Here is a 24,789-nt window from a genome sequence, read left to right on the forward strand (position 1 = left end):
ACTTGTGAAAAAAGTTAGGTCTATAATGAGTGCAACTTAAAAAAATGCAAGCGTTGATGAAGAAGAGTACACATGATGAACATGTCAGAGAGCTGATGGTTGGTGCGAATCAGTATGGAATTGATGTGGAATGGGCTTCGGAGCTTCCAAACCGAAACGAAAGAAGTAGGCTTTGGCGACATGATCTCATCGATACGAGAGACACGTATTGTTTTTGATACGGTAAAGTGCGTTACATTCGTAACGAATTAAGGTGGCACCACGGGAGTACCCGTCCTTTCTATAGGATGAGTACTCCCTTTTTGTGTACAAAAAATTAAATAAATGAAATCGTTGAAGTAAGAAGAGTACGTATATTGGAGACGTTACAGAGAGCCGGGGGTAGGTGGGAGCCCGGTGCGGTGCCATATACGGAATGGGCTTACGAGAGGTATGCTGAACAATTCTTTTCAGTAGGCAACCCGGGTTCCGCCGTTACAAGGATAAGGTATATATTTTGTACCTGAATAAAGCGGGATGCTTTTGCGTCCAACATGAGGTGGTACCACGGTAAATTTATCGTCCTCTACATATTTTCGATATGTAGGGGACTTTTTTATTTTTCAGATTGAGGTGAAAGGCATGATGACAAAAGAGGAATTTATGAAGCAAAAAGAACAGGGAAGAGCATTTTTAGTAATCGCTGAAGAAGAAGGAGATAGCATTACGCCAATTTCTTTATATAGACGTATGAAAGGGAAGAAGAAATTTTTATTAGAAAGCTCACAGCTTCATCAAGATAAAGGGCGCTATTCTTACTTAGGTTGTAATCCATATGGTGAAGTGAAAAGTGCTGGTACAGAAGTGGAACGAACCATTTACGGCAGGTCAGAAAAGTTGCAAAGTAACGTACTACAAGTGTTAGAAGAAGAAATCGCGTCAGCTCAAGTAGACAGTCCATTTCCGTTTTGCGGAGGAGCAGTTGGTTATATTGGCTATGACGTCATTCGTCAATATGAAAACATTGGAGCAGATTTACACGATCCATTGAATATTCCAGAAGTACACCTTTTACTGTACCGTGAGTTTATCGTGTATGACCACTTACGCCAAAAATTATCATTTGTATATGTATGCAGGGAAGATGCTTCAGCAGATTATGAAGAAGTATATGAAAGATTGCAAGTATACAAAGAGCAAGTGTTACAGGGAGAAGAAGCGGAAGTAATTGAAACAAAATCGACATTATCATTCACATCTTCTATAACAGAAAAAGAATTTTGCACGATGGTAGAAACGGCGAAAGAATACATTCGGGCCGGGGACATATTCCAAGTCGTATTATCCCAGCGTTTGCAAAGTGAATGTATTGGTGATCCATTCGCGTTATACCGAAAACTACGAATTGCCAATCCATCACCATATATGTTCTATATCGATTTTCAAAATTATGTTGTACTCGGTTCTTCGCCGGAAAGTTTGTTATCAGTAAGAGAAGATAAAGTGATGACGAATCCAATTGCTGGTACGAGACCGAGAGGGAAGACAAAGCAGGAAGATAAGGAAATTGAAAAAGAGCTGTTAGAAAATGAGAAAGAACGAGCGGAGCATATGATGCTTGTGGACCTTGGGCGGAATGATATTGGCAGAGTAAGTGAAATTGGATCCGTGACGATAGATAAATATATGAAAGTAGAAAAATATTCTCACGTTATGCACATTGTATCTGAAGTTTACGGAACATTGCGAAAACGAATGAGCGGATTTGATGCATTAGCGTATTGTTTACCAGCAGGAACAGTGTCAGGCGCTCCGAAAATTAGAGCGATGGAAATTATAAATGAGCTAGAGAATGAAAAAAGAAATGTATATGCAGGTGCAGTTGGATACGTTAGTTTTTCAGGGAATCTTGACATGGCGCTCGCCATTCGAACGATGGTCGTAAAGGATGAAAAAGCATACGTTCAGGCAGGAGCGGGTATCGTTTACGATTCAGATCCAGTAGCTGAATATGAAGAAACATTAAATAAAGCGAGAGCGCTATTGGAGGTAATGAAATGATTGTACTGATCGATAATTATGATTCATTCACATATAACTTGTATCAACTATTAGGCGAATACGAAGAAGAGATTGTTGTCGTAAGAAATGATCAAATAACGATAGAACAATTAGAAGAAATGAAGCCGAAAGGAATTGTACTTTCACCAGGACCAGGAAAACCAGAGGAGGCTGGTATTTGTATTGAAGTAATTCGTCATTTTTATAAGAACGTTCCCATATTAGGTATTTGCCTTGGCCATCAGGCGATTATATCAGCGTTTGGAGGAGAGATTGTAAGAGCAGAGCGCATTAAACACGGAAAAACATCGCGTGTGAAACATAACGGAACGTCAATCTTTTCATATGTGACGCAGCCGCTAACAGCGATGCGCTATCATTCTCTTGTTGCAGCACAAACGAGCTTGCCACAGTGTTTTGACATATTAGCGACAGCGATGGACGATGGAGAAATAATGGCAGTTCGTCACAATTATTATCCGCTCTTCGGATTACAGTTTCATCCGGAATCAATCGCGACAGAAGAAGGCGGAAAGTTAATACGTGCCTTTTTAGGCGAAGTGAAAGAGGAGGAAAGAGTATGAATAACTATCTTCGTAAATTGGTGGAGGGACAACATTTAACAGAAGAGGAAATGTATAAAGCGGGGCTTCTTTTATTAAATGAAAACATATTGGAAAGTGAAATTGCAGCTTTCTTAGTCTTACTGAAAGCGAAAGGTGAAACGGCAGAAGAAATATACGGTCTCGTTCGAGCTCTTCGCGAAAAGGCATTACCGTTTTCGAATCATATACAAGGCGCGATGGACAATTGCGGGACAGGTGGTGACGGTGCCCAAACGTTTAATATTAGTACAACATCAGCATTTGTACTGGCAGGAGCTGACGTAAAGGTTGCAAAACATGGTAATCGTGCTGTTTCTAGTAAAACAGGAAGTGCAGATTTATTAGAAGAACTCGGTGTAAATATTAGTAGTACGCCAAACGAAATTGATTATTTATTAGAGCATGTCGGAATCGCATTTTTATTCGCACCAGCGATGCATCCAGCATTAAAGCGCATTATGAAAATAAGAAAAGAATTAAACGTTCCGACGATCTTTAACTTAATTGGACCGTTAACGAATCCGGTGAATTTAGAAACACAATTTGTCGGCATTTATAAACGAGATATGTTACTACCAGTTGCGCAAGTACTACAGAAACTAGGAAGAAAACAAGCACTTGTTGTAAACGGAAGTGGGTTTTTAGATGAAGCATCATTGCAAGGAGAAAATCATGTTGTCATTTTAAAAGAAAATGAAATAGTAGAAACGAGTATTAAACCCGAGAAATACGGTTTCTCAATAGTGAAAAATGAAGAGATTAGAGGCGGAAGTTCGAAAGAAAATGCAAAGATTACACTCGGAGTATTAAGCGGAGAAAAGAGTGTTTATCGCGATACAGTTTTATTAAATGCAGGGCTTGCTCTTTTCGCAAATGGAAAAGCAAAGACGATTGAAGAAGGAATTAAACTCGCGGCACATAGCATTGACTCTGGAAAAGCATTAGCCAAATTAAACTTATTAATTGCAGCAAGTAACGAAAAATTAGAAAGGGTGAATTAAAGTGGGGACGATTTTAGACAAAATTGTAGATCAAAAGAAAAAGGAAGTTGCGGCATTATATGAAACATATACACCAGTAAAAGAAAAAAGAAAAACGCGCTCACTTGTAAAGGCTCTAGAGCAATTTACTGTCATTGCAGAAGTAAAGCGAGCATCACCATCAAAAGGAGATATTAATTTACATGTTGATGTACGAAAACAAGTGAAGACATATGAAGAATGCGGCGCTGGTGCAGTTTCTGTTTTAACAGACGGTCAATTTTTTAAAGGATCATTTTATGATTTACAAACGGCAAGAGAAGAAAGTAGCATTCCGCTTTTATGTAAAGATTTCATAATCGATAAGATTCAAATTGATAGAGCGTATGAAGCTGGTGCAGATATTATTTTATTAATCGTAGCGGCGTTAACGAAAGAGAAATTAAAAGAGTTGTATAGCTACGTACTAGAAAAAGGATTAGAAGCGATTGTTGAAGTTCATGATGAACAGGAATTAGAAATTGCAATCGAATTAAATCCGCACGTTATCGGTATTAACAACCGTAATTTAAAAACATTCGAAGTCGATTTAAGTCAAACAGAAAAGCTTGGAAAACGATTAAATGAGGAGAAATTACTTTGGATTAGTGAGAGCGGGGTTCATTCAAAAGAAGACATGCTCCGCGTTAAACGAGCTGGGGCAAAAGGTGTACTAGTTGGAGAAGCGCTTATGACATCGTCTTCTATTCATACCTTTTTTGAAGATTGTAAGGTGAACATATGAAAGTGAAAATTTGCGGGATCACTGATATGGAAACAGCAAAACGTGCTTGCGAATACGGAGCTGATGCACTTGGATTTGTTTTTGCAGAAAGTAAAAGAAAAATTACCCCAGAGCGAGCGAAAGAAATTATTGCAGAACTTCCAGCCAACGTGTTAAAAATCGGTGTTTTCGTAAATGAATCAGTAGAAGGTATCCAGAAAATTACAGAGGATTGCGGGTTAACACATGTACAACTACATGGGGGTGAAGACAATCATCAAATTAGAAGATTGAATATTCCGTCTATAAAGTCGCTAGGAGTAACTTCAGAGAGTGATATGAAAAACGCTCAAGGGTATGAAACGGACTATATATTATTTGATAGCCCGAAAGAAAAGTTTCATGGAGGAAATGGAAAGACATTTTCTTGGGGGTTACTTGCGCATATGCCAAAAGAATTAAGAGAGAAAACGATATTAGCTGGTGGATTAAACACTCTTAATATAGAAGAAGCAATTCGAACTGTTCGGCCATATATGGTTGATGTGAGCAGCGGAGTAGAGACAGAAGGAAAGAAAGATGTAGAGAAAATAAAACAATTTATTATAAAAGCGAAGGAGTGTTCTAAATGAACTACGCATATCCAGATGAAAAAGGTCACTACGGTATATACGGAGGACGATACGTTCCAGAAACGTTAATGCAATCTGTATTAGAACTAGAAGAAGCATATAAAGAGGCGATGGAAGATGAAGCATTTCAAAAGGAATTAAATCATTATTTAAAAACGTATGTCGGAAGAGAAACACCGCTTTATTTCGCTGAGAATATGACGGAGTATTGCGGAGGTGCAAAGATTTATTTAAAACGTGAAGATTTGAACCATACAGGAGCTCATAAAATTAACAATACAATTGGTCAGGCACTTCTTGCGGTGCGAATGGGCAAGAAAAAAGTTGTCGCTGAAACAGGGGCTGGACAACACGGTGTTGCAACAGCTACTGTATGTGCCCTTCTCGGTTTAGAGTGCGTCATCTTTATGGGAGAAGAAGATGTGAGACGTCAAAAATTAAATGTGTTCCGAATGGAATTACTCGGAGCGAAAGTAGAAAGTGTATCGGCAGGTAGCGGTACATTAAAAGATGCGGTAAACGAGGCGCTTCGTTACTGGGTTTCACACGTGCATGATACGCACTACATTATGGGATCTGTTCTCGGACCACATCCATTCCCGCAAATTGTCCGTGATTTCCAAAGTGTAATTGGGAATGAGACGAAAAAACAATATGAAGCGTTAGAAGGAAAGTTACCAGAAGCAGTCGTTGCTTGCATTGGTGGTGGGAGTAACGCAATGGGAATGTTTTATCCGTTTGTACATAATGGAGAAGTTGCTCTTTACGGCGTAGAAGCAGCTGGAAAAGGTGTTCATACAGAAAAGCATGCAGCAACTTTAACGAAAGGAAGCGTCGGTGTTTTACACGGATCGATGATGTATCTTCTGCAAAATGAAGAAGGTCAAATTCAAGAAGCGCACTCTATTTCAGCAGGGCTTGATTACCCGGGAGTTGGTCCAGAACATAGCTTGCTAAAAGATATTGGCCGCGTTTCTTATCATTCCATTACTGATGATGAGGCGTTAGAAGCGTTTCAGTTATTAACGAAAAAAGAAGGGATTATCCCGGCATTAGAAAGCTCGCATGCTGTCGCATACGCATTAAAATTAGCGCCGCAAATGAAGGAAGATGAAGGACTTGTCATTTGTTTATCCGGCCGTGGTGATAAAGATGTAGAGAGTATAAAACGTTATATGGAAGAGGTGTAAAAAATGGGAGTAGAAAGAATTAAAGCAGCATTTGAAAATGGTAAGAAAGCATTTATTCCGTACGTAATGGGCGGAGATGGTGGCCTTGAAAAATTAAAAGAAAGAATTCGTTTTCTTGATGAAGCAGGAGCAAGCATCGTTGAAATTGGTATCCCGTTTTCAGATCCAGTCGCAGATGGCCCAACGATTCAAAGAGCAGGGAAACGAGCGCTAGATGGTGGTGTAACATTAAAGGGCATTTTTCAAGCATTAATAGAGGTAAGGAAAGAAGTACAAATTCCGTTTGTACTTATGACATATTTAAATCCAGTACTCGCATTCGGAAAAGAACAATTCATCGAAATTTGTATAGAAGCAGGGGTGGATGGTATTATCGTTCCAGATTTACCGTATGAAGAACAAGACATTATTGTACCGCTTCTCCGAACTGCAAATATCGCTTTAATCCCACTCGTTACCGTTACAAGCCCAATTGAGCGAATTGAGAAAATTACGAGTGAATCAGAAGGATTCGTCTACGCCGTTACAGTAGCGGGCGTAACAGGCGTACGTCAAAATTTTAAAGAAGAGATTCATAATTACTTAGAAAAAGTAAAATCACATACGCATTTACCGGTAGTGGCAGGGTTCGGTATTTCAACAAAGGGACATGTAGAAGAAATGGTTACAATATGTGATGGTGTTGTCGTTGGAAGTAAAGTGATTGAGCTATTAGAAAATGAAAAACGAGAAGAAATATGTGAATTAATACAGGTAACAAAACAAAAAGAAGAGGCGTAAGTCTCTTCTTTTTGTTTTCCGCAATAAATGTTAAAATATACAGAAAATACATATAATTTAGAGGGTGAGAAAGCATGCTAAGACGTAAACTACTATATCTTCTCTTAACTGTACCACTATACGCTTGGCTCATTAGCATGACGAAAATAGAATTGATGGCTCTATTTTTAGGATATGTATTCATCTTTTCCAACTTAAATCGCATTCAAGAGCAATCTATTTTAGAAATATGTATATTTTCGATTAGTATAGAATTATTTAGTATCGTTTCGATTGTATTGTTAAATGAATTATTCCGATGGATCCACTCATTTGAATTAATGAAATTTGGGAATGTTGTATTGCAAGTCATATGTGCTTATATTGTGTTTGTTGTGTTAGACAAAATAGTCGGCCAGCAGACGGTTTTTGAGGATAATAGATAAATTATTGTGTACTCAAAAAAGAAGCCTATGTTATTAAGATATTTTATTTTGATATGATTTTTAAAACTGAATTTGGATTTCTTATATACATAGGATTTACTATTATAGCTGCAATGCAGATTGACAATAAATTTGTTTTCCATACGTGAAAACAAATTTTGTAAGCAAAAATTCCGTTAATTTTTAAGTGATTGTTTATCATTTAAAATAATTAAATAGATAGTAGCATAAATGTATATGTAATTATTATATTCCAATTAATTACATATTGTTGTTTTGTTTGAAAAAAATTACATATAATGGGTTTGTGGCAAAACTATTATAATTAGGGAGGAATACTATGAAGAAAACTAAAGGTTTGTTTTATGCAAGTCTAGCTTTATCAATTGGTTTTACTAGTTTCATTGCTCCTACTTCTAGCTTAGCTCAAACACAAGATGCTCCAGCGATTAAAAAAACTACTGGGGAATCTAAAATTAAAGATGTTAAGAAATATGATGAAATTACAGATTTAAACGTATTATATGAGAGAGCAAAAATCAATAAACAAGATTTTAAAGACAGTCTAAAATTTAAATCAGAAGCGAAAATCACCCCAATCCAACAAGGAGTTGCTATTAGTGAAAGCACATCAAATACATTAAACGCTGACGATTATCAAACTTCTCAATTACTTGAAGAAATAACTTATGCAGACGGAACGAAAAGCAAGACATATGTTGTTACTAATCTTGCTGTTATCCAAGAGGCTGAGAATGATTCTAAAAAAGGTATTGTCGCTTTAGCAGATAAATATAGAGAAAAATGAGATGACACTGGTGGTTTGAAAGCTTATAGTAGACTCTATATAAATGAAACATCAGGATGGATATCTCTTTCAAGTGTACAAGGTGGTTGGCAAATAGCAGATAGTAGTTACACTATACCAAACAGACGTGTGAGATTAAACCAATCTGGAGTTGGTGTAAATGGGGCAGTGATGAAGCAACAAGATTACTACCCAGGAGGTCTTACATTTAACTACACGGCACCTTCATGGCCAAAAGTATCAACTATTACATCAGGAGCTGGACAAGCGTATGTAGGGGCTGGACAATATGTAACAATTAAACGAGGGGGTTCTTCTTGGCAATTTAGTTGGTCAAATAACTTTTAATATTATACAAATATATAGTAAAACAATCCTCTTAAAATAGAAGGGGATTGTTTTACTATATAGAATTAAATATTAAATTGGAAGATTGTTTTTCAACAACTTATATAGGCATAGAAAAAATTGTGATTATAGGAGGAAAACATTGAAAAAATTAATTGCTTTTTTATTAATTTTTATTCCCATTTTAGGAAGCTGCTCAAAAGAATACAGTGTTTTTTCTGGAGAAAGTCAACATTGGGCAGGAAGATATTCAGTAAACATTGATGGGAATGAAGAACATGGGAATTATGATTTTCATTATAAGAATGGTGATAAAGATACAAAATTTGAGAATTTAGAAATTAGTATTAGTAGTAAATTTGAACAGACTTCTAAAAAGGTAGAGATTCATAAGGGGGCAACTATTTTTTTATCCTCTAATTGTCAGGGATGTATGGCAACTGATAAAAAGGAGAGTATAAAAGTTACCATTAAATGGAATGGTAAGAATGAAGAAACGTTCTTGTTGAAATCAAAAAAATAAAATGTTCCAAGTACTATAGAGGGACTGAAAAAGTAATTAATTAAAAAAACAAGAATTTTTATCAAAAGTCTCTTTTTTCTTATAAAATGGGCTTTTTCGGTACCCTTATACTATAACACCTAACTTTTTCATGAATAGCTGTAGTAATAAATTATTCAATTGTGTTTTTATAGGGACGTTGCAACCAACTTACAAACTCTTCTAGTCTCATACGTTTGAGATCTTTCCTAGTTTCTTGTATATATATAAGAAATATTACTTTAATGCATAACAGTACGTTTTCTATGTGTTCCTACTGGCCTCTGTATAATCCAAATACTTAATGCATTATCGCAAAAATACCTTCTTTATCTACCCATATGTACCTTTTCCTATATTCTGGTATTAACTCTTGTACACAAATCTTCCTTCCTGAAATTTTTGTACTCGGTCAACTGACCTCAATAACCCTTTTGCTGTGAGTTACTTCTTTGTCTCAAAAACTAATATATGTTCTTTTAACAGGGGATACATAATAAATAATCTCTTTCATTATAATATGTTTAATCACTCGTCTTCTTTTGTGAATCTGTTATAAAAATTTGAAAAATATTTCATCTGTTATATAATAGTTAAAAATTGTATTTTAAACGAAATGAGATGATAACATGGCCATATTGTTGGCACTTATCCCAATTATGATGATTTTCATTTGTTTATTTTTATTTAAACAAACGTCATTAAGGTCCTCGTTAATTTCTTATGCTGTGTCTGTTGGAATCGTTTTACTCTCGCCAACGTTTCAACTAGGGATAAGTGAAACTGTGCACGCAACGATTAAAGGTTCGTTAATTTGTTTTATTGTCGGATACGTTTTATTTTTTGGTATTTTTTTATTTCACCTCATGAACAAAATGGGTTACATCGATCAAGTAGCACGTTTTCTAGAAGAAGTGACGCAAGATCGTTTATTACAAATGCTTCTTATGTGTTTTGGCATTTGCCCACTAATTGAATCCGTAAGTGGATTCGGAATCGGCTTCATGGTCGCAGCACCTATTTTTCTTTCATTAGGTTATAAACCGTTTCAAGCTGTACTGCTCTCTTTTATCGGCTTACTAGCTAGTTCATGGGGCGCAATGGCAACTGGTACGATTATCGGTTCCCAGCTCATCAATATGCCGCTTACAACACTCGGTACAAATACAGCGCTATTAAGTATCCCGATGTTCGCTTATTTCGTCATTCTTTCTCTACATGTTGTTGGTGGCTGGCAGGCCGTGATTGAAAAGTGGAAGGAAGGATTCGGTTTCTTTCTATTATTTTCTCTCGGAATCTATCTTTCTAACGCATATGTAAGTGTTGAACTCGCAGGTATATTAAGTTCTATCGTTACAATTACATTTGGCTTTCTTATCATTAAATTAAAGGGCAAAAACGAACAAAATCTAATAACAGAACATGCTGCGGCAACGGAGAGAGAAGTATCTATTCTAAAAATTATTAGCTCTTATATATTTCTAACAGTTTGTATTTTACTTTCTCGCCTCGTTCCAGCATTACATGATTTGTTCCGGTCATATGCCGTTCTTGATTTAAAATCATACTCTTATAAACTGGAGCTACTATATTCACCAGGATTTTGGCTCGGTATGACTTGCTTATTTACTATTATTTTCTTCCGTATTCCATCTCATATTATGAAACAATCAATCACGCAAACAATAAAACAATGGATTCCCTTTGCGATTACGACGACAATGTTTATCGCCATTTCAGAACTAATGGGTGCATCTGGCATGCATTCATTACTGGCAAAAACAGCTGGTGAAACGTTTGGAACATTTTTCGTTTTCGTTGCTCCGTTTATCGGAGGAATCGGTGGATTTTTAACAGGTAGTAATGCAGGCTCAAATGCGATGTTTATAAAACTACAAATGCAAACTGCGCAAAATGTAGCACTCCCGTGGCAATATGTCACAACGCTTCAAAACACCGCATCATCAGTAGCGACAATTGCTTGCCCGTCACGTATTACATTAGGTGCGTATTTATGTAACATCCCGTATCGTGAAAATGAACTATTAAAGAAGACGACGTTAATGATCTTTGGTGCGGTGTTGCTCGTAGTGGTGGAGGTTATTGTTTGGTATATGTTGAGAAAATAAGAAATCCTCCTGAGAAAGGAGGATTTTCTTTTTATATGGATAATGCCTTAAGTATGTAAAGCTTCTACTAAATGAATAGGAGATGAAATGTATGCCCCTAAAAAACTACGGTGTGTTAAAAGGTACAGTTATACAATCAAAGATTGGAAAAGGGAAAACACCTCATTATCAAGTTCATTTACAAGGCGAAGCAGAAGTAGATTACCGTATTGCAATTAACGTAAAGTCGCAAAGTTATCCATCAGAAGTTTTATATTTTGCGAGTAACGATATCCGGTCAGAAGCAATTCATATTTTACCGACATTGCCATTTGGTTTTACCGAAATAAAAAACAATGAGCCGGAAGTAGCTTTAGATTATGTAAGAGGTAATTTATTTGATTCCAAGCAAATGATTCCTTTACCTGCTGAAAAAGCAGGAGTAGACAATGATTTAAATGAAAAAATAGAACATTATATAAAACGAGCGATAGAAGAAAAAGCAATTATATACGCATTCGGTGAAAGATGGGGACCAGAAGAAAATACATCTGATTCTTACTTTCATTTCGAACCAGGAAACGGTATACATGATATTCACATGAATCAAGGAAATGTAGAGAAATGGAAAGGGGATAATGGTATATGGCAAGACGGAGGCATACTCATTCACTTTGAAAAGGAAGAAGAATGGATCGGTATCTTTCTTGCCTTCCAGTCGCAATCATGGTGTACGGATGACGAGGGACATGCTCGCGTTCCCGTTGAGTATTGTGATTATAAGAGTAATAATTGAGGAGAAGAGGGCGTTCACAACGAACGCCCTCCTCTTATTTTACAAAACCCAAAACTAACAAGTGTAGAAATACAAGAGAACAATAGTGCTACGCTAGAAAACGCAATGAGGTACATATTATACTTCATCACTTTTCCAATTAGTTGGTTGCTATCATACTGAAACAATCCCGCTATGATGTTGAATAAAAATAACACGATAAACATGACGATAACACCGTCTATTGATCCTTTAATGTCTGGTTTACTTAAAGCGATATGGGCAGAAATACAAATGGCGATAAATAAAAATAGCCAAAAGGAAGGATTCAATACATTATTTATTGTAAATAAACTTTTCAATAATACGAACGTCGACAAGAGCATGTTTTGAACCATTTCTACATTAATAGAAGTAGAAGTGATTGTTTTTTCGAGAGTTGTATGAAATAAAAAATATGAATCTGGTACGAAATAGCGCATTAAAAGGATTAGTGCGGTAATACCAGAAATAATAGGCCCGATGCCGATAAAGAAGTTCCCAATTCGTTGATATACACTTTTATGATTGTATTGATGTTGTACGTAGCCTAAAGCGCCCTGACTTGTATCTGTTGGGAAAAACTGCGTTGCTACAATTTTATGACGAAATAGTACACACATAATGGCATGTCCAAGTTCGTGAATCGGAACACCAATCCAAGCTGTTAAAAGGAAGCCTTTTCTTCCGAAAGCTCTCGACCAATACATGCGCGTGAGAGATTCTAAATAGCCTAATAGAAATCCAATTACAATGATAACGCCAATTAAAGAAAATAATTGGATTACGCTTGTAAGGAGTATTTGAAAAATTGAGTTTACCAATTCCATTGCCAGTCATCCAATCTGTTAGAAACATTATTTATCCGACTTTGATGGGCAGTAAGACCCCCACCTCAAAATTCAGCGAAAGCAAAGAAGTTAGGTAGGGGATCAACTGCCCATAAAAGTCCGATTGGTTCAACTAATAATCAGTGGGGGATGAAGAAAACCCCCACTGATTAAAGTTTCACTTTATTCTGTTTCATAATAGCATTTTTTTTCAAGATTGCTAGCACATATATTTTCTTTTGGAAGGAGGATTTCAGAATCTTTTTCTTGTAGTCATGTTTTATGTACAAAGTCATATATTGAATTTGTAACACCCTATATGGTATCTGCTTAAGGGGGGAATGCGAGAATGAAATGTCTGGCGTGTCATACAGAAAATGCAACAGAGGCAAAGTTTTGCGGGCATTGTGGACATTCGTTAACGGAGGAAGCCGTAGCGAGTGAAGGTGAGCAACAGGAACGCGTAGCTTTAGCAAAGGAAACTCGACCAAATGAAACGGTAGAGCAAGCAAAGCGATTTGCGAGTGGATATTTTCAGTTTTTTAAACATGCTTTCAAAGCACCGACAGCGATTATGAAAAGCGGCAAGATTGAAGTACGAAATGGAATTGTAAGTCTTGTTCTTATTTGTTTTTTAGGAGCATGTATTTTTTATAGAATGATGAGCACAGCAGCTGCTGTTACGAGAACATTTGCACCAGATATAACGACTCCTAATTTCTTTTGGGACTCTGTAACGGTCTTTTTATTTTTACTAATTTTAACTTTATTTGTCGGATTTATTATTTTTGTAAGTGGAAAGATGATGAAATCTTCATTTTCATTTCTTGAAGTATTCGGTGTGTGGGGAACGATAGCGACGCCAGCTATTGCTATATTAGTTCTTTCTTTTCTGTTTAGCTTTTTATTAATCTTTTTCTTACCAATCTTATTAGGGCTGGCTACAACGTATATGTCAATTAGTATAATTGTCGCTATAGTAAAGCTAGATAACGGCGGATTAGACCTTATTTATACACTTCTTATCGCAAATGTTTTAATTGGAATTGCAACATTCATTGTACTGTGGTCTTACATTAGCACGATAATTCAAACCTTTACACAGGGATTCACTGGCTTCTAAAGAAAAGGTGGTTGAATAGATGGATGTATGTACAAAGTGTGGGACTCAATTTGAAGATTGAATCTTATAATGTTGAACTGAATAAATCAAGAGAATAGAACATATGAAAAAGGTACAGTGCGTAACTGTACCTTTTTTATGGTTATTTATCTGAACCAGGATCCCTTGAGAAAAAGATGTGAAAGAGAAATGTGACTTTACTGGATCCCCCTGATGTACTAGCTTGTATATGTGATAAAGGACCAGACGTTAGGGCTGCCTCGGAATGGGGTGGGACGACTATTTTGAGCGCATGATCTGATTCTGGTGAAGCAATAACAGTAATTGTATCATCAGAGAAGTTTATAATTTTAACAGAACCGACTGGAAAGATGGACTTGCCAGCATGTGATGCTGAAGCGAATTGGGTAGCTTTCCAAATATCTTGCGCAAATGTATCATCGTTAGATAACCAAGCACGAGCGCTATATATTGTTGCATTAATGGAAAATTCTTGGTCAAGTGAGACGGCGGGTTTCGGTTCTTTTGGTTCTTGCGGTTCATCTGGAAGCTGGGCGAGAAGGCCGGCGCACATGTATGTTTCACCTACTTTCAATTGTTACTGTTATAGCATATTAAACATGTTGTTTATAAGGCACGACGGTTACCTATTTAGGCATAGGTTTGTGCACTAAATTTGAAGATGAAATTCTCTTTCTTTACAATAGAAGTAGGTGTTATTTCGATAAAATATGGAAAACGTAAAGAGTATGTAAAAAAGAAGGAGTGGTAAAGTGAACTATGTCATTATTGGCGGAGATGCAGCTGGTATGAGTGCAGCGATGCAAATTGTTAGAAACGATGAAAATGCAAATGTTGTGACGTTAGAAAAAGGTGAAATTTATTCGTACGCACAGTGTGGGTTACCATATGTCATTAGTGGTGCTATCGCTTCAACGGAAAAGTTAATCGCGCGTAATGTAAAGACGTTTCGTGATAAATACGGAATTGATGCGAAAGTACGACATGAAGTAACGAAAGTAGATACGGAAAAGAAAATGGTATACGCAGAGCATACGAAGACGAAAGATGTCTTTGAATTTTCGTATGACCGTTTATTAATTGCGACCGGAGTACGTCCTGTTATGCCAGAATGGGAAGGGCGAGATTTACAAGGCGTTCATCTGTTAAAAACAATCCCAGATGCTGAGCGCATATTAAAAACGCTAGAAACGAATAAAGTTGAAGATGTAACTATTATTGGCGGCGGTGCAATTGGGCTTGAGATGGCAGAAACATTCGTTGAACTTGGTAAAAAAGTAAGAATGATTGAGCGAAATGATCATATTGGTACGATTTATGATGCGGATATGGCGGAGTATATACATAAAGAAGCAGATAAACATCATATTGAAATTTTAACGAATGAAAATGTAAAAGCGTTTAAAGGGAATGAACGAGTAGAAGCAGTTGAAACGGATAAAGGTACGTATAAAGCGGATCTTGTTCTAGTATCTGTCGGAGTGAAGCCGAATACTGATTTTCTTGAAGGAACGAATATACGTACAAATCATAAAGGGGCAATCGAGGTGAATGCATATATGCAAACGAATGTGCAAGACGTATATGCAGCTGGTGATTGTGCGACACATTATCACGTTATAAAAGAAATTCATGATCATATTCCAATTGGAACAACTGCAAATAAACAAGGGCGACTTGCTGGACTGAATATGCTGGATAAACGAAGAGCTTTTAAAGGAACGTTGGGTACAGGCATTATTAAATTTATGAATTTGACGCTCGCAAGAACAGGCTTAAATGAAAAGGAAGCAAAAGGATTACATATCCCGTATAAAACAGTCAAAGTAGATTCCACAAATATGGCGGGCTATTATCCAAATGCGAAACCACTTTACTTGAAATTACTATACCGTTCTGACACGAAACAATTATTAGGTGGACAAGTAATTGGAGAAGAAGGTGTAGATAAACGGATTGATGTGATCGCAATGGCACTCTTCAATAAAATGAGCATTCACGATTTAGAAGATGTGGACTTAAGTTATGCACCACCATATAACAGCGTTTGGGATCCAATTCAGCAAGCGGCAAGACGAGCGGAATAGCACTTTTTAAGTGCTATTTTTTTCGTTAAAGGGTAATCATCATTTTTGTCGAATGAAGAGGTTTGGGAAATAGTTACATATGGGGAAGGGGATTATTAAAAATGTTTGTAACACTTCAAACTGTTCAAGAATCAGAAAAAGAAATATTGCGTAATTTATATGCACTATATCTGCATGACCTCTCTAAGTTCACACCCAATATAACAATTGAAGCAAATGGATTTTTTGAATACGAAGATTTACATATGTTTTGGGGAAATGATGGAATCACTCCGTATTTTATTAAAAGTGATAATGAGATTGTAGGATTTTTATTACTACTGGAACGTCCATTTTTGAAGAAGGAAAACGATTTTGGTATAAATGACATTTTCATATTGAATCAATACAAGGGGAAAGGAATCGGTAAACAAGTTATTAAGAATGTACTAAAAGAGAAACGAGGGCAATATTTCGTTATCGAACTTGTGAAAAATGTACCAGCCGTTTCTTTTTGGAAGAAAGTATATAGGGAGTTAAACATCGAATTTGATGAGAAAATACAGTTAATCGACGATGAAGAATGCCTCGTTCAAACGTTTAAAATACAATGAGATTGGTGCTCCTAGTATATTACTTTGAAATTTAACTTTATTTTGAATATACCGTTCACCCTTGAAAACATAGTACGTATCGCTTATATTGTCATATAGTATTTAGTTTTTAAACAAAGCAATGAACGAACCAGGGGGCACAGTATGGCAATTAACATGAAAACAATCGAAGAATGGATTGCTGAATCAAACGCAAGACAGGAAGAAGACTTTGGAAACGTTGTTGAAGAGATGAAAGAAGTATGCATTGGACTTGATAATGCGACATTAATTTATACGAAAAACGTATTTTGTTTCGGTAAGAAAGTAGAAGTATTGTTCTTCTTCCAAGACCATGTCGTGATCGGACAAGAAAAAGACGAATATATTGAGATTGAAAAATTAAAGTATGATGCTATTACAAATAGTAATTTAAAAACAAATGACAAAAATACAACGTTAGAATTAAAGTTTTCTAACGGACAAACTATCAATTTAGATAGTTTAAATGATAACTACGGTACGAAAAACTGGTTATTTGCGAGACAAATAAAGAGTATTTTTAAATTAATCTAGTAAAAAAGCAGACCTCAAAGGGTCTGTTTTTTTACTTGGTCCCTATTACACAAAGGTATCCTCTTTCTTCATAACATTTCACGCTTGTAAATCCTGTTTTATAAAATAGGTTTACTAATTCTTCATTCGTTTTGCATTTCTCCATATGATATTGAATTTTGAAAGTTTCAGCCACTAATAAAAAGGATCCGTTTGGCTGTAGGACGCGGAATACTTCTTTTATATCTTGTTCCACATCAGGCCAGAAGTAGTGTGTTTGAAAAGCGGTAATGAGATCGAAGAAGTTCGTATGATAGGGAATAGAAGAAACGCTTGCTTGTTGAACAATGACTTTTTGTTTTTGAACATCCTTTATATTCGTCTGTATCGAATTTTTTACAGCTTGATAGGAGTAATCAATCCCGTATATTTTTCCAAGTGGAGTTCGTTTTGAAAGAGTGTGTATCGTTTTACCGCCGCCACAACCGATATCTAATATAATTGCCTCTTTCTTTATATATACTTTTTGTAATGCCCAATTGGTTAGTCTCGTATGTGCAATGTTCATAATACAAAGCATGGAAGAACCAATTGTCCCCCGAGGATTTTTTGCTTGCTGGATTAATCGTTGTAAAATGCTCAAGTTAAACTCTCCTTTTATGTAAGAATATATACTCACTTCTCTTTTTATTAAGTAAGTCCTTTAAAAAAAGCACGCCGATGAGCGGCGTGCTTCTAATTACGCAAATCCCCTTTTAACCAATTCCGCGCTCGATACGCTCCTACAGGAATTTGAATAAGTGACGTTTCATTTCCAGCATCTATCCCGTATAACTGATTACATGAATTTGTATCAAAACTAAGTAAAGGATGCCCGCCCATCCCCATTGCGGTCGCTGCAAAAACGAGTTTGTGAACGAGTATACCTGCTTCCATTTGATGAATACGGTACCCTCTATAGCCTAATGCATTTGTATAGTAATCTTTCTTTCCGACTACATGTAAGCAAAGTGGTACTTGAAAAAGGTTTACGTTATCCATCGTCATACTAGATTGAAGGGGATAACGAAGGTCCCCATATCGAAGTGATTGTATGGAATGTGTTTTACTGTTATAAGTGTAAGCGCCGTTTTCTATATCTTTTACATTATAGAAACATCCATATAATGAGACGCGCACATTTTCATTTACATACTTACCATCAATGTCATTGTAATAAGGGAAGGAGAGGCTCGCTTCTTGTAGTAAAGTAGCGAGCTCGGTTGCATCCCATTTTGTTAAAATAAAGTCAGCATCAGGGGAATACCGTTTTCGACAAAGTTGTAAGAAATCATAAGATAAACGCTCTACTTTCGGCAGTTGTACAGCATGCGCATGATGTTGATAGTGCTCTTCATGAGCTAGTGTTTGGAACTGTGCTGTCGATTCGATCATAGAAGCTTCATTTATTTTTGTTATCATCGGATACTCATTTACATGCTTTGAGCGAACGAAATGTTCATGTGCTAAAAGCGGAATTTGTTGTAACAACTCATGAGAAGTAACTGTTTTAATTTCACGGTAATCATTGTGAAACCAATTCGTTTGTGGTTCTGTACTGAAAGGAACGATAGCATACACACTTTCTTCGCCTTCTGACAGTCCGAGTAAATGATTGATTGCACGGTCTAGAAACTGAAAATACACACCATTTGTGTAACCAAATTGTTTGGCACATTCAAGTAATTGGCCGATGAGAACACCACTATCTAATCCTTGAAGACGATATGAAAAATTATTGTATTTAAAGAAGTTTTTCCAAAACATGGTGGATACGAATGCAGCACCAAAACAAGATTGTATGTTACAACGATTGCCGAGTGCTTCTGTAATATAAGAATCGAAATTTCCTTCGCGAAGTAAGATAAGTCGGTGATGCGCGGCGTCGTAATGGTAAATGCCGTCTGGATAATCGTCAATTTTTAAATATATATACAATTCATTTGGATACAAAGCGCCGCCGGAAGGGATAGATCTTCGAAATAAAATTTTCTCGCTATTTAGCTGACATAACTGGGTTAAACCAAATGAACACCAAAGATAATGACCAATCTCTTTCAAAGTAGGTGTAGCAGAAGAGTTAGGTAAAGATAATGGGATTTCTAAAGAGAGAGGAATGATAGGTACATTTCGATATAGTTTATAAGGAAGCGGTGCATCTGCCCAGTCCACTTCATGATTTGGCATAATTTCGTCTATAGAAAAATGGAGATGATGTAAAAAAGAATCCAGCTGCATAGAATCCCTCCTTTACTATGGAAACGGGTGCGGATGTGGATTTAATTGTTCAGTCGTTAAAGGTTCGTCTGTATATCCAAGTGTCATCGGTACGGTATACACTCGATCTAGCCCTGTAAGTCGAGTGAGATGGTGACCGAACGTCATCGGTAGCATGCCTGGAATAATGACTTTTACACAATGTAATCCGTTTTTTTCTATAAGAGGTACTGTTTGATCTACAACGATTACGTCAAGTCCAGATTGCTGCAGGCGGTTTAAAAGTTGATGAAGATCGGATGTTAAATCTAGATCAACTGATTGTAATGCATTCATTTCTTGGAATGTTTGCACCGGGGCATCCCCGCGTAAAAGAAAGTGAAGACGTTCTTCTGCTTCTTTCAATCCGTACAGCATACTATGATCTTCCATTTTATTTACGAGATAAGGGTCTTGTAAGCAATTTTCGTAGTGCTCTCTTTTTTCCTCAAGTTCATCGTCTGCTATAAGTAACATGCCTGCTATTTCATGGATGGCACTCTTTAAAGCGCGGATTGGGTCCAAATGAGAGCCTCCAGCACAAACAACGTTCATTCCATTTTCACGCGTATTTTTCGCGATTACCCATAAGCTTGGGATGCCGTGTTCCATCGTTGCGTTAAAAGCATGCAATTCATAACCGGTAATCGTGTACAGCCGCTGAATCATTAATTGTAATTCCGTATCATTTGCTGAACTAAGATCAAGGCGGGGAAGAGGTAATTCAGCATACCAAGTGAGCAAAAAGGCGTCACGCTCTATAACTTCTAAAATACCGTGAAAAATTGCTTCTTCTAAACTACCACCAATGGCACAGCCATTTGATGTTTCATATACGTAAGCATCTCGATGACCGAGACTATAATAAGCGATTGATTCAGGAACTAAAATTGGACGGTTTTGTGACAATGAATATCCCCATACCCAGTTTTGTTCATAGTCAGGGTCAAACGGTTTAAATGGAAAACCATCACGATTATAGTGTTCATTTGTATGTACACCGAGCGTAAGGGGATTTAGTGCATGATCCTCTAAATCATGAAAACTACCATGCACATTTGTCTTTTTCCCTCGAGGTGACATACCACAATAACGTTCTAAACCTTCTAAAATAGCAGTTGCTTCACTTATTGCAAATGAAAGAGTTCGGCCTGCAACCCCTTCATTTCCAAACATTAATGGCATGTTTATAATAACGTCAGCAAATGGTAATAAAGAATGCTGCATTTTTCCGTTCAACATACCGACTCGGTAATCTAAATAGTCCTTCGTTAAAAATGTGTTTAGTTCATGAATGGAACGACAGCGATATGTTGCATCATTTGTTTTTAAGCTCGGTTGTAATGAAATCAATGCTGCATCTGCTGTGTCATTAGGTAAATTACTACATACAGGGCAGAGCGGATCTGGAAGAAAAGAATGCCGCGTACATTGCAGTGTTTGTAAGTTTAGTAAAATGAGTTCATTTTCTAAAGAAGGATGATTATGAGTTAATATTTTCTCTGTTTCTGCGCAAATCAGATGGCACATTTGCAGAATGCCATTTTGGGTGGCACGTACATCACGCCTCGTTACGTTTTCTTCTTTTACCGCATATTTTCGTTGTAACTCCCACATTTCTTTTTGATCAAATCCAGCGATAAAGCGTCGTCCATCGGCACAATGAGTACATCCCGCAGCAGGAGGGTGAATATAAGGGCCGATAATACCTTCACCAAATGAAGTAAAACCACGTAGCCATGGAATATGATTGGAACGAAAAATTAGTTCAGCGTCATGATGAATCGTAGAAGGAGAGCCGTCGTGTAATACGAGAGCGAGGTCGATATTTTCAGGGAGTTCGTCTGCAATTGTATGTTGGCGAATGATGGAATATTGTTTGTATAATTGATCATGTACATAGTCTGCAAGAATGCCATCACCTATAAGTAATATATTTTGAGTCATAGACCGTCCTCCTTTGCAATTAATACCCCGTACACACCATCTAAGTTTTCTTTCAAAAATGATTCAATCGCTAAATCAAACACGAATGGATAAAAATGATGTTCTTCTAAATGTTGCAAGGCAAGCTGTACAGATTGCGTACTTGGAATTTCTTCTTCTGCTTGTATTTCTAACCTAAAAGAATCCGTGTCATATAAAATAATAGATGATTCAGGCAAAATATTAGTTCTGTAAGGAGTTTCTTCATTTTGAATATGAAGAAGCGATAGTTGTAGTGCGTTTCGTAACGCTAACGTCATATTAATATTAGATGCACCATACCATCGATCATGTATACCAACCCAAACGACTGGAAAGCTGAGAATCTCTTCACCCATTGCGATTTTAGGTGTTTCATGAATGGTAGCGAGGGCATCGTAATAAAATCTACAATGTTTATCATGAATGTCCGTTAAGTCGACCGTCGTAATTTCTTCTAGCATATGTGATTGTCGTTCATACAATTTATTATTTAAATGTTGTTGTAGTGCCCGGTATACACCCTCTGTCATCGTTTCTCCAGCGCCAATACCGATATCGTTATGTTCAGGAATAAGGCGGTACATAATTTCTGCTACGTATGTTTCGATTCCTACTAAACCAGCTTCTCGGCGCGCTTCGTTATGAGTTAAACCACTGCAAGTTATAAGAGGCAGGAGAGAAGCTGGGCCATCTGATAGAGGTGTAGCTACTTGAATATGGCATTGTGATAACGGTAATTGATGTAAATCTTGTTCATCCCATACATGGAATATACCAGTTTCTTTAGAAGTTAATGAATCGAAAAAACGGAATAAATCAGTTGAGGTATGTTGGTTAGACCGATGCTCAAGTTTTTCAGAAAGGTTTTCTATCGTATCAATTGTAAAACTTTCATCAGTGGCGATAGGATGTTTTATAAAAGGATGCCATGTTCCTTCAAGTGTTTCATAATTTAATAAAAAGAATTGTGGATTCTTTTCTCGATGTGAATCATCAGCAACATGTTTAAATAATTCAAAAACGATTATATTTGCTAGCATTGCAGATGTAATTGGTGAAAATGAAGCTGATGAATGTTCATTTTGTAAAGTTGTTTCATGTAGCCGATGCCATGCGGATTCCCAGCATTCTTCACGATTAGCCATTACGACAGGACCAGCTAAACCAACTGTTGATAAACAAACGGCTGGTATGAAGTTCTTTCCTATTTCCTTGCAAATCGCATGAACTGCTCTTAGTCCTTCGATATCTCCATTTTGCGAAACGTATAAAATCCAGTCGAAAGGCTCGAACACTTCATGCAGGGGACGATCATTTGTTGTATCTATTTCTTGAACAAGTACAGCATCATCTACTTCATGCGCAAGTTCTACTAGCTCGTGAATACGGTCGTAATTCGTTTCTTCATAATCTGTCACAAGGTAATGAAAGGTAGGTAATCCGGATTCTAATAAAGAAGAAACTAAGGAAGTAAGCATATCTCCAGAGCCGATTATAAGTACATTTGCATTGCGGTACGTTTCGAATTTTAAAGCGCCTGAATGAGAATCTGCTTCTAGAAATTCAATTTGCGAAGCATATCTATCAAGTAATGCACTGTTTAATTCATGAGGTGCATCTTGACTTACATCACGGACAAACCCATTTGTATATAAAATCTCTCCAATTTCAAATACACGATTTTGATAGGGGAGAGGGAGACCATCCGTTATTTCTGCTAAAGAATGATTACCGTTAAACATTGGCATTAATTTTTCAATCCAGTTATAAATTCCGTCACCGTCCATACGAAATGAACTGGCGTTATTTCGAAAATAGACACCCCCGTTTGAGTCGGGGAGGAAGAAAGTATCTTTATTTGCTTTTAGTTTTGCATGTGCTGGAAGGTTACTCATTTTAATCCTCCTTACTTTTTAGGCATACATTATTACCTTATGTCATGCGATTTGTCCCGTATGAATGCAATAAAAAAAGCTGTAGAATGATATATTCTACAGCCTGTAATAGATTATGAATCCATCAACCTTCTAATAATAATGATTTTGGATCTTCAAGCATATCTTTAACAGCAACAAGGAAGCTAACTGCTTCTTTACCATCAACAATACGGTGATCGTAAGATAAAGCGATGTACATCATTGGGCGGTTTTCCATACGTTCGTTATCGATTGCAACTGGACGTACTTGGATTTTGTGCATTCCTAAAATACCAACTTGTGGGCTGTTTAGGATCGGTGTTGACATTAGAGAACCGAACACACCACCGTTTGTAATTGTAAATGTACCACCTTGTAGTTCTTTTAGTGAAAGTTTGTTATCACGTGCTTTTTTACCTAATTCACGAATTTCGCTTTCAATTTCAGCGAAGTTTAATTGGTTCGCATCGCGTACAACTGGAACAACTAATCCATCTGGAGCTGCTACTGCAATACCGATATCATAGAATTTTTTAATGATAAGCTCGTCGCCTTGAATTTCAGCATTTAATAATGGGAATTGTTTTAATGCTGCAACAACTGCTTTTGTGAAGAATGACATGAAACCAAGACGTACATCATGTTTTTTCTCGAAAGCATCTTTACGCTCTTTACGTAATTCCATGATTGCAGTCATATCAACTTCGTTAAATGTTGTTAACATTGCAGATGTTTGTTGAACTTCTACAAGACGTTTTGCAATTGTTTGACGGCGGCGGGACATTTTCACGCGCTCAACTGGTTTTTCGAATTCAGTTTTTGCAACTGGAGCAGGAGCTGGACTTTTTGGAGCAGCTGGTGCTTCTTTTGGTGCTGCAGCATGAGCTTGTACATCGTGTGGTCTCACACGTCCAAGTGGATCTGTGCTACGTACGTCGTTTAAGTCGATTCCTAATTCACGAGCCATTTTTCTAGCAGCTGGTGATGCGATAGGACGGTTTGTATTTGGTAAACCTTGTAAAGTTGCAGTTTGTTCAGCACTTGGTGCCGCAGCTTTTGGTGCTTCAGCTGTTTCTTGTTTTGGTTGCTCAGCCAACGGTGCAGGCGTACTTACTGCAACTGGTGCTCCGTTTGCGTCTAAAATTGCGATAGTTGCGCCAACTTCAACTGTATCCCCAGGTTCGCCTAGTAACTTCGATACAATACCTGAATCTTCTGCAATGATTTCTACATTGACTTTATCAGTTTCAAGCTCAACAACGCTGCCACCTTTCTCAACTTTGTCGCCTACGTTGATAAGCCATTGTGAGATAGTTCCTTCAGTAATAGATTCTGCAAGCTCAGGTACTTTAATTTCGATCATTTTAAATGTCCTCCCCTTATTTGCC

At 37.0% G+C, this 24,789-nt stretch carries 24 protein-coding genes and 2 other annotated features; of the genes, 17 read left to right on the forward strand and 7 right to left on the reverse strand.

Annotated features, from left to right (window positions below):
- The first annotated feature begins 44 nt into the window (after window positions 1-44).
- Window positions 45-282, forward strand: a binding site (T-box leader).
- Between the two features lie 42 nt (window positions 283-324).
- Window positions 325-569, forward strand: a binding site (T-box leader).
- A gap of 52 nt (window positions 570-621) precedes the next feature.
- The 13 genes from trpE to BGI23_RS06310 all read left to right on the forward strand — a co-directional run bounded on the left by trpE (window position 622) and on the right by BGI23_RS06310 (window position 12,016).
- Window positions 622-2,040, forward strand: coding sequence for an anthranilate synthase component I (gene trpE / locus BGI23_RS06255; RefSeq protein ID WP_070805510.1), 1,419 nt, complete (start codon window positions 622-624; stop codon window positions 2,038-2,040).
- Entirely contained in the window at window positions 2,037-2,624 is a 588-nt protein-coding gene (locus BGI23_RS06260; RefSeq protein ID WP_000636346.1) for an aminodeoxychorismate/anthranilate synthase component II, read from the forward strand. Before trpE ends, BGI23_RS06260 begins: the two co-directional genes overlap by 4 nt.
- Window positions 2,621-3,646 (forward strand): anthranilate phosphoribosyltransferase, encoded by a 1,026-nt coding sequence (gene trpD / locus BGI23_RS06265; protein ID WP_070805511.1) that lies wholly within the window; start codon window positions 2,621-2,623, stop codon window positions 3,644-3,646. Before BGI23_RS06260 ends, trpD begins: the two co-directional genes overlap by 4 nt.
- Window position 3,647: 1 nt before the next feature.
- Window positions 3,648-4,409, forward strand: a complete 762-nt coding sequence (gene trpC, locus BGI23_RS06270) for an indole-3-glycerol phosphate synthase TrpC (RefSeq protein ID WP_070805512.1) — start codon at window positions 3,648-3,650, stop codon at window positions 4,407-4,409.
- Window positions 4,406-5,020: an N-(5'phosphoribosyl)anthranilate isomerase gene (trpF, locus tag BGI23_RS06275; protein ID WP_070805513.1), complete on the forward strand. Its 615-nt coding sequence runs from the start codon at window positions 4,406-4,408 to the stop codon at window positions 5,018-5,020. Before trpC ends, trpF begins: the two co-directional genes overlap by 4 nt.
- On the forward strand, window positions 5,017-6,210 hold the full coding sequence (gene trpB, locus BGI23_RS06280) for a tryptophan synthase subunit beta (RefSeq protein ID WP_070805514.1): 1,194 nt from the start codon (window positions 5,017-5,019) through the stop codon (window positions 6,208-6,210). The genes trpF and trpB overlap by 4 nt, the downstream gene beginning before the upstream one ends.
- 3 nt (window positions 6,211-6,213) lie before the next feature.
- Entirely contained in the window at window positions 6,214-6,990 is a 777-nt protein-coding gene (trpA, locus tag BGI23_RS06285) for a tryptophan synthase subunit alpha (RefSeq protein ID WP_070805515.1), read from the forward strand.
- A gap of 74 nt (window positions 6,991-7,064) precedes the next feature.
- Window positions 7,065-7,415 (forward strand): DUF4029 domain-containing protein, encoded by a 351-nt coding sequence (locus BGI23_RS06290; protein WP_070805516.1) that lies wholly within the window; start codon window positions 7,065-7,067, stop codon window positions 7,413-7,415.
- A gap of 340 nt (window positions 7,416-7,755) precedes the next feature.
- On the forward strand, window positions 7,756-8,223 hold the full coding sequence (locus BGI23_RS28620) for a hypothetical protein (RefSeq protein WP_255369082.1): 468 nt from the start codon (window positions 7,756-7,758) through the stop codon (window positions 8,221-8,223).
- A 15-nt stretch (window positions 8,224-8,238) separates the two neighbouring features.
- On the forward strand, window positions 8,239-8,571 hold the full coding sequence (locus BGI23_RS28625; RefSeq protein WP_255369083.1) for a hypothetical protein: 333 nt from the start codon (window positions 8,239-8,241) through the stop codon (window positions 8,569-8,571).
- A gap of 142 nt (window positions 8,572-8,713) precedes the next feature.
- The gene (locus BGI23_RS06300) at window positions 8,714-9,094 is read left to right on the forward strand and encodes a hypothetical protein (RefSeq protein ID WP_000733134.1); all 381 of its coding nucleotides are present in this window, start codon (window positions 8,714-8,716) and stop codon (window positions 9,092-9,094) included.
- A 647-nt stretch (window positions 9,095-9,741) separates the two neighbouring features.
- A complete protein-coding gene (locus BGI23_RS06305) occupies window positions 9,742-11,241 on the forward strand; it encodes an L-lactate permease (protein WP_070805517.1) in 1,500 nt (499 codons plus the stop codon).
- A 91-nt stretch (window positions 11,242-11,332) separates the two neighbouring features.
- Window positions 11,333-12,016 carry a DUF2278 family protein gene (locus tag BGI23_RS06310; RefSeq protein WP_070805518.1) on the forward strand — a complete coding sequence of 228 codons (684 nt, stop codon included), beginning with the start codon at window positions 11,333-11,335 and terminating at the stop codon, window positions 12,014-12,016.
- 14 nt (window positions 12,017-12,030) lie between these two features.
- Here BGI23_RS06310 and BGI23_RS06315 read toward each other — a convergent pair whose 3' ends face one another.
- Window positions 12,031-12,864, reverse strand: coding sequence for a hypothetical protein (locus BGI23_RS06315; RefSeq protein ID WP_070805519.1), 834 nt, complete (start codon window positions 12,862-12,864; stop codon window positions 12,031-12,033).
- A 349-nt stretch (window positions 12,865-13,213) separates the two neighbouring features.
- On the opposite strand from BGI23_RS06315, the gene BGI23_RS06320 reads away from it, so the two are divergent.
- Window positions 13,214-13,987 (forward strand): zinc ribbon domain-containing protein, encoded by a 774-nt coding sequence (locus BGI23_RS06320; RefSeq protein ID WP_070805520.1) that lies wholly within the window; start codon window positions 13,214-13,216, stop codon window positions 13,985-13,987.
- 142 nt (window positions 13,988-14,129) lie between these two features.
- Here the strand turns inward: BGI23_RS06320 and BGI23_RS06325 are convergent, their stop codons facing one another.
- The gene (locus tag BGI23_RS06325) at window positions 14,130-14,561 is read right to left on the reverse strand and encodes a hypothetical protein (protein ID WP_000332405.1); all 432 of its coding nucleotides are present in this window, start codon (window positions 14,559-14,561) and stop codon (window positions 14,130-14,132) included.
- 199 nt (window positions 14,562-14,760) lie between these two features.
- On the opposite strand from BGI23_RS06325, the gene BGI23_RS06330 reads away from it, so the two are divergent.
- The 3 genes from BGI23_RS06330 to BGI23_RS06340 all read left to right on the forward strand — a co-directional run bounded on the left by BGI23_RS06330 (window position 14,761) and on the right by BGI23_RS06340 (window position 17,243).
- Window positions 14,761-16,095, forward strand: coding sequence for an FAD-dependent oxidoreductase (locus tag BGI23_RS06330; protein ID WP_001110224.1), 1,335 nt, complete (start codon window positions 14,761-14,763; stop codon window positions 16,093-16,095).
- A gap of 101 nt (window positions 16,096-16,196) precedes the next feature.
- Entirely contained in the window at window positions 16,197-16,688 is a 492-nt protein-coding gene (locus BGI23_RS06335; RefSeq protein WP_000498238.1) for a GNAT family N-acetyltransferase, read from the forward strand.
- Window positions 16,689-16,832: 144 nt separating this feature from the next.
- Window positions 16,833-17,243, forward strand: coding sequence for a DUF3908 family protein (locus BGI23_RS06340; protein WP_070805521.1), 411 nt, complete (start codon window positions 16,833-16,835; stop codon window positions 17,241-17,243).
- A 31-nt stretch (window positions 17,244-17,274) separates the two neighbouring features.
- Here the strand turns inward: BGI23_RS06340 and BGI23_RS06345 are convergent, their stop codons facing one another.
- From BGI23_RS06345 to odhB, 5 genes are all read right to left on the reverse strand, one after another.
- Window positions 17,275-17,865 carry a class I SAM-dependent methyltransferase gene (locus tag BGI23_RS06345; protein ID WP_070805522.1) on the reverse strand — a complete coding sequence of 197 codons (591 nt, stop codon included), beginning with the start codon at window positions 17,863-17,865 and terminating at the stop codon, window positions 17,275-17,277.
- Between the two features lie 92 nt (window positions 17,866-17,957).
- Window positions 17,958-19,499, reverse strand: a complete 1,542-nt coding sequence (locus tag BGI23_RS06350) for a SagB family peptide dehydrogenase (RefSeq protein ID WP_070805523.1) — start codon at window positions 19,497-19,499, stop codon at window positions 17,958-17,960.
- Window positions 19,500-19,514: 15 nt separating this feature from the next.
- Window positions 19,515-21,464, reverse strand: a complete 1,950-nt coding sequence (locus BGI23_RS06355; protein WP_070805524.1) for a TOMM precursor leader peptide-binding protein — start codon at window positions 21,462-21,464, stop codon at window positions 19,515-19,517.
- On the reverse strand, window positions 21,461-23,380 hold the full coding sequence (locus BGI23_RS06360; protein ID WP_070805525.1) for a putative thiazole-containing bacteriocin maturation protein: 1,920 nt from the start codon (window positions 23,378-23,380) through the stop codon (window positions 21,461-21,463). The genes BGI23_RS06355 and BGI23_RS06360 overlap by 4 nt, the downstream gene beginning before the upstream one ends.
- A 124-nt stretch (window positions 23,381-23,504) precedes the next feature.
- Window positions 23,505-24,764: a 2-oxoglutarate dehydrogenase complex dihydrolipoyllysine-residue succinyltransferase gene (odhB, locus tag BGI23_RS06365; protein WP_000569915.1), complete on the reverse strand. Its 1,260-nt coding sequence runs from the start codon at window positions 24,762-24,764 to the stop codon at window positions 23,505-23,507.
- Window positions 24,765-24,789 lie beyond the last annotated feature (25 nt).

It is taken from the genome of Bacillus sp. ABP14, assembly GCF_001831375.1.
GTDB classification, from domain to species: Bacteria; Bacillota; Bacilli; order Bacillales; family Bacillaceae_G; genus Bacillus_A; species Bacillus_A paranthracis.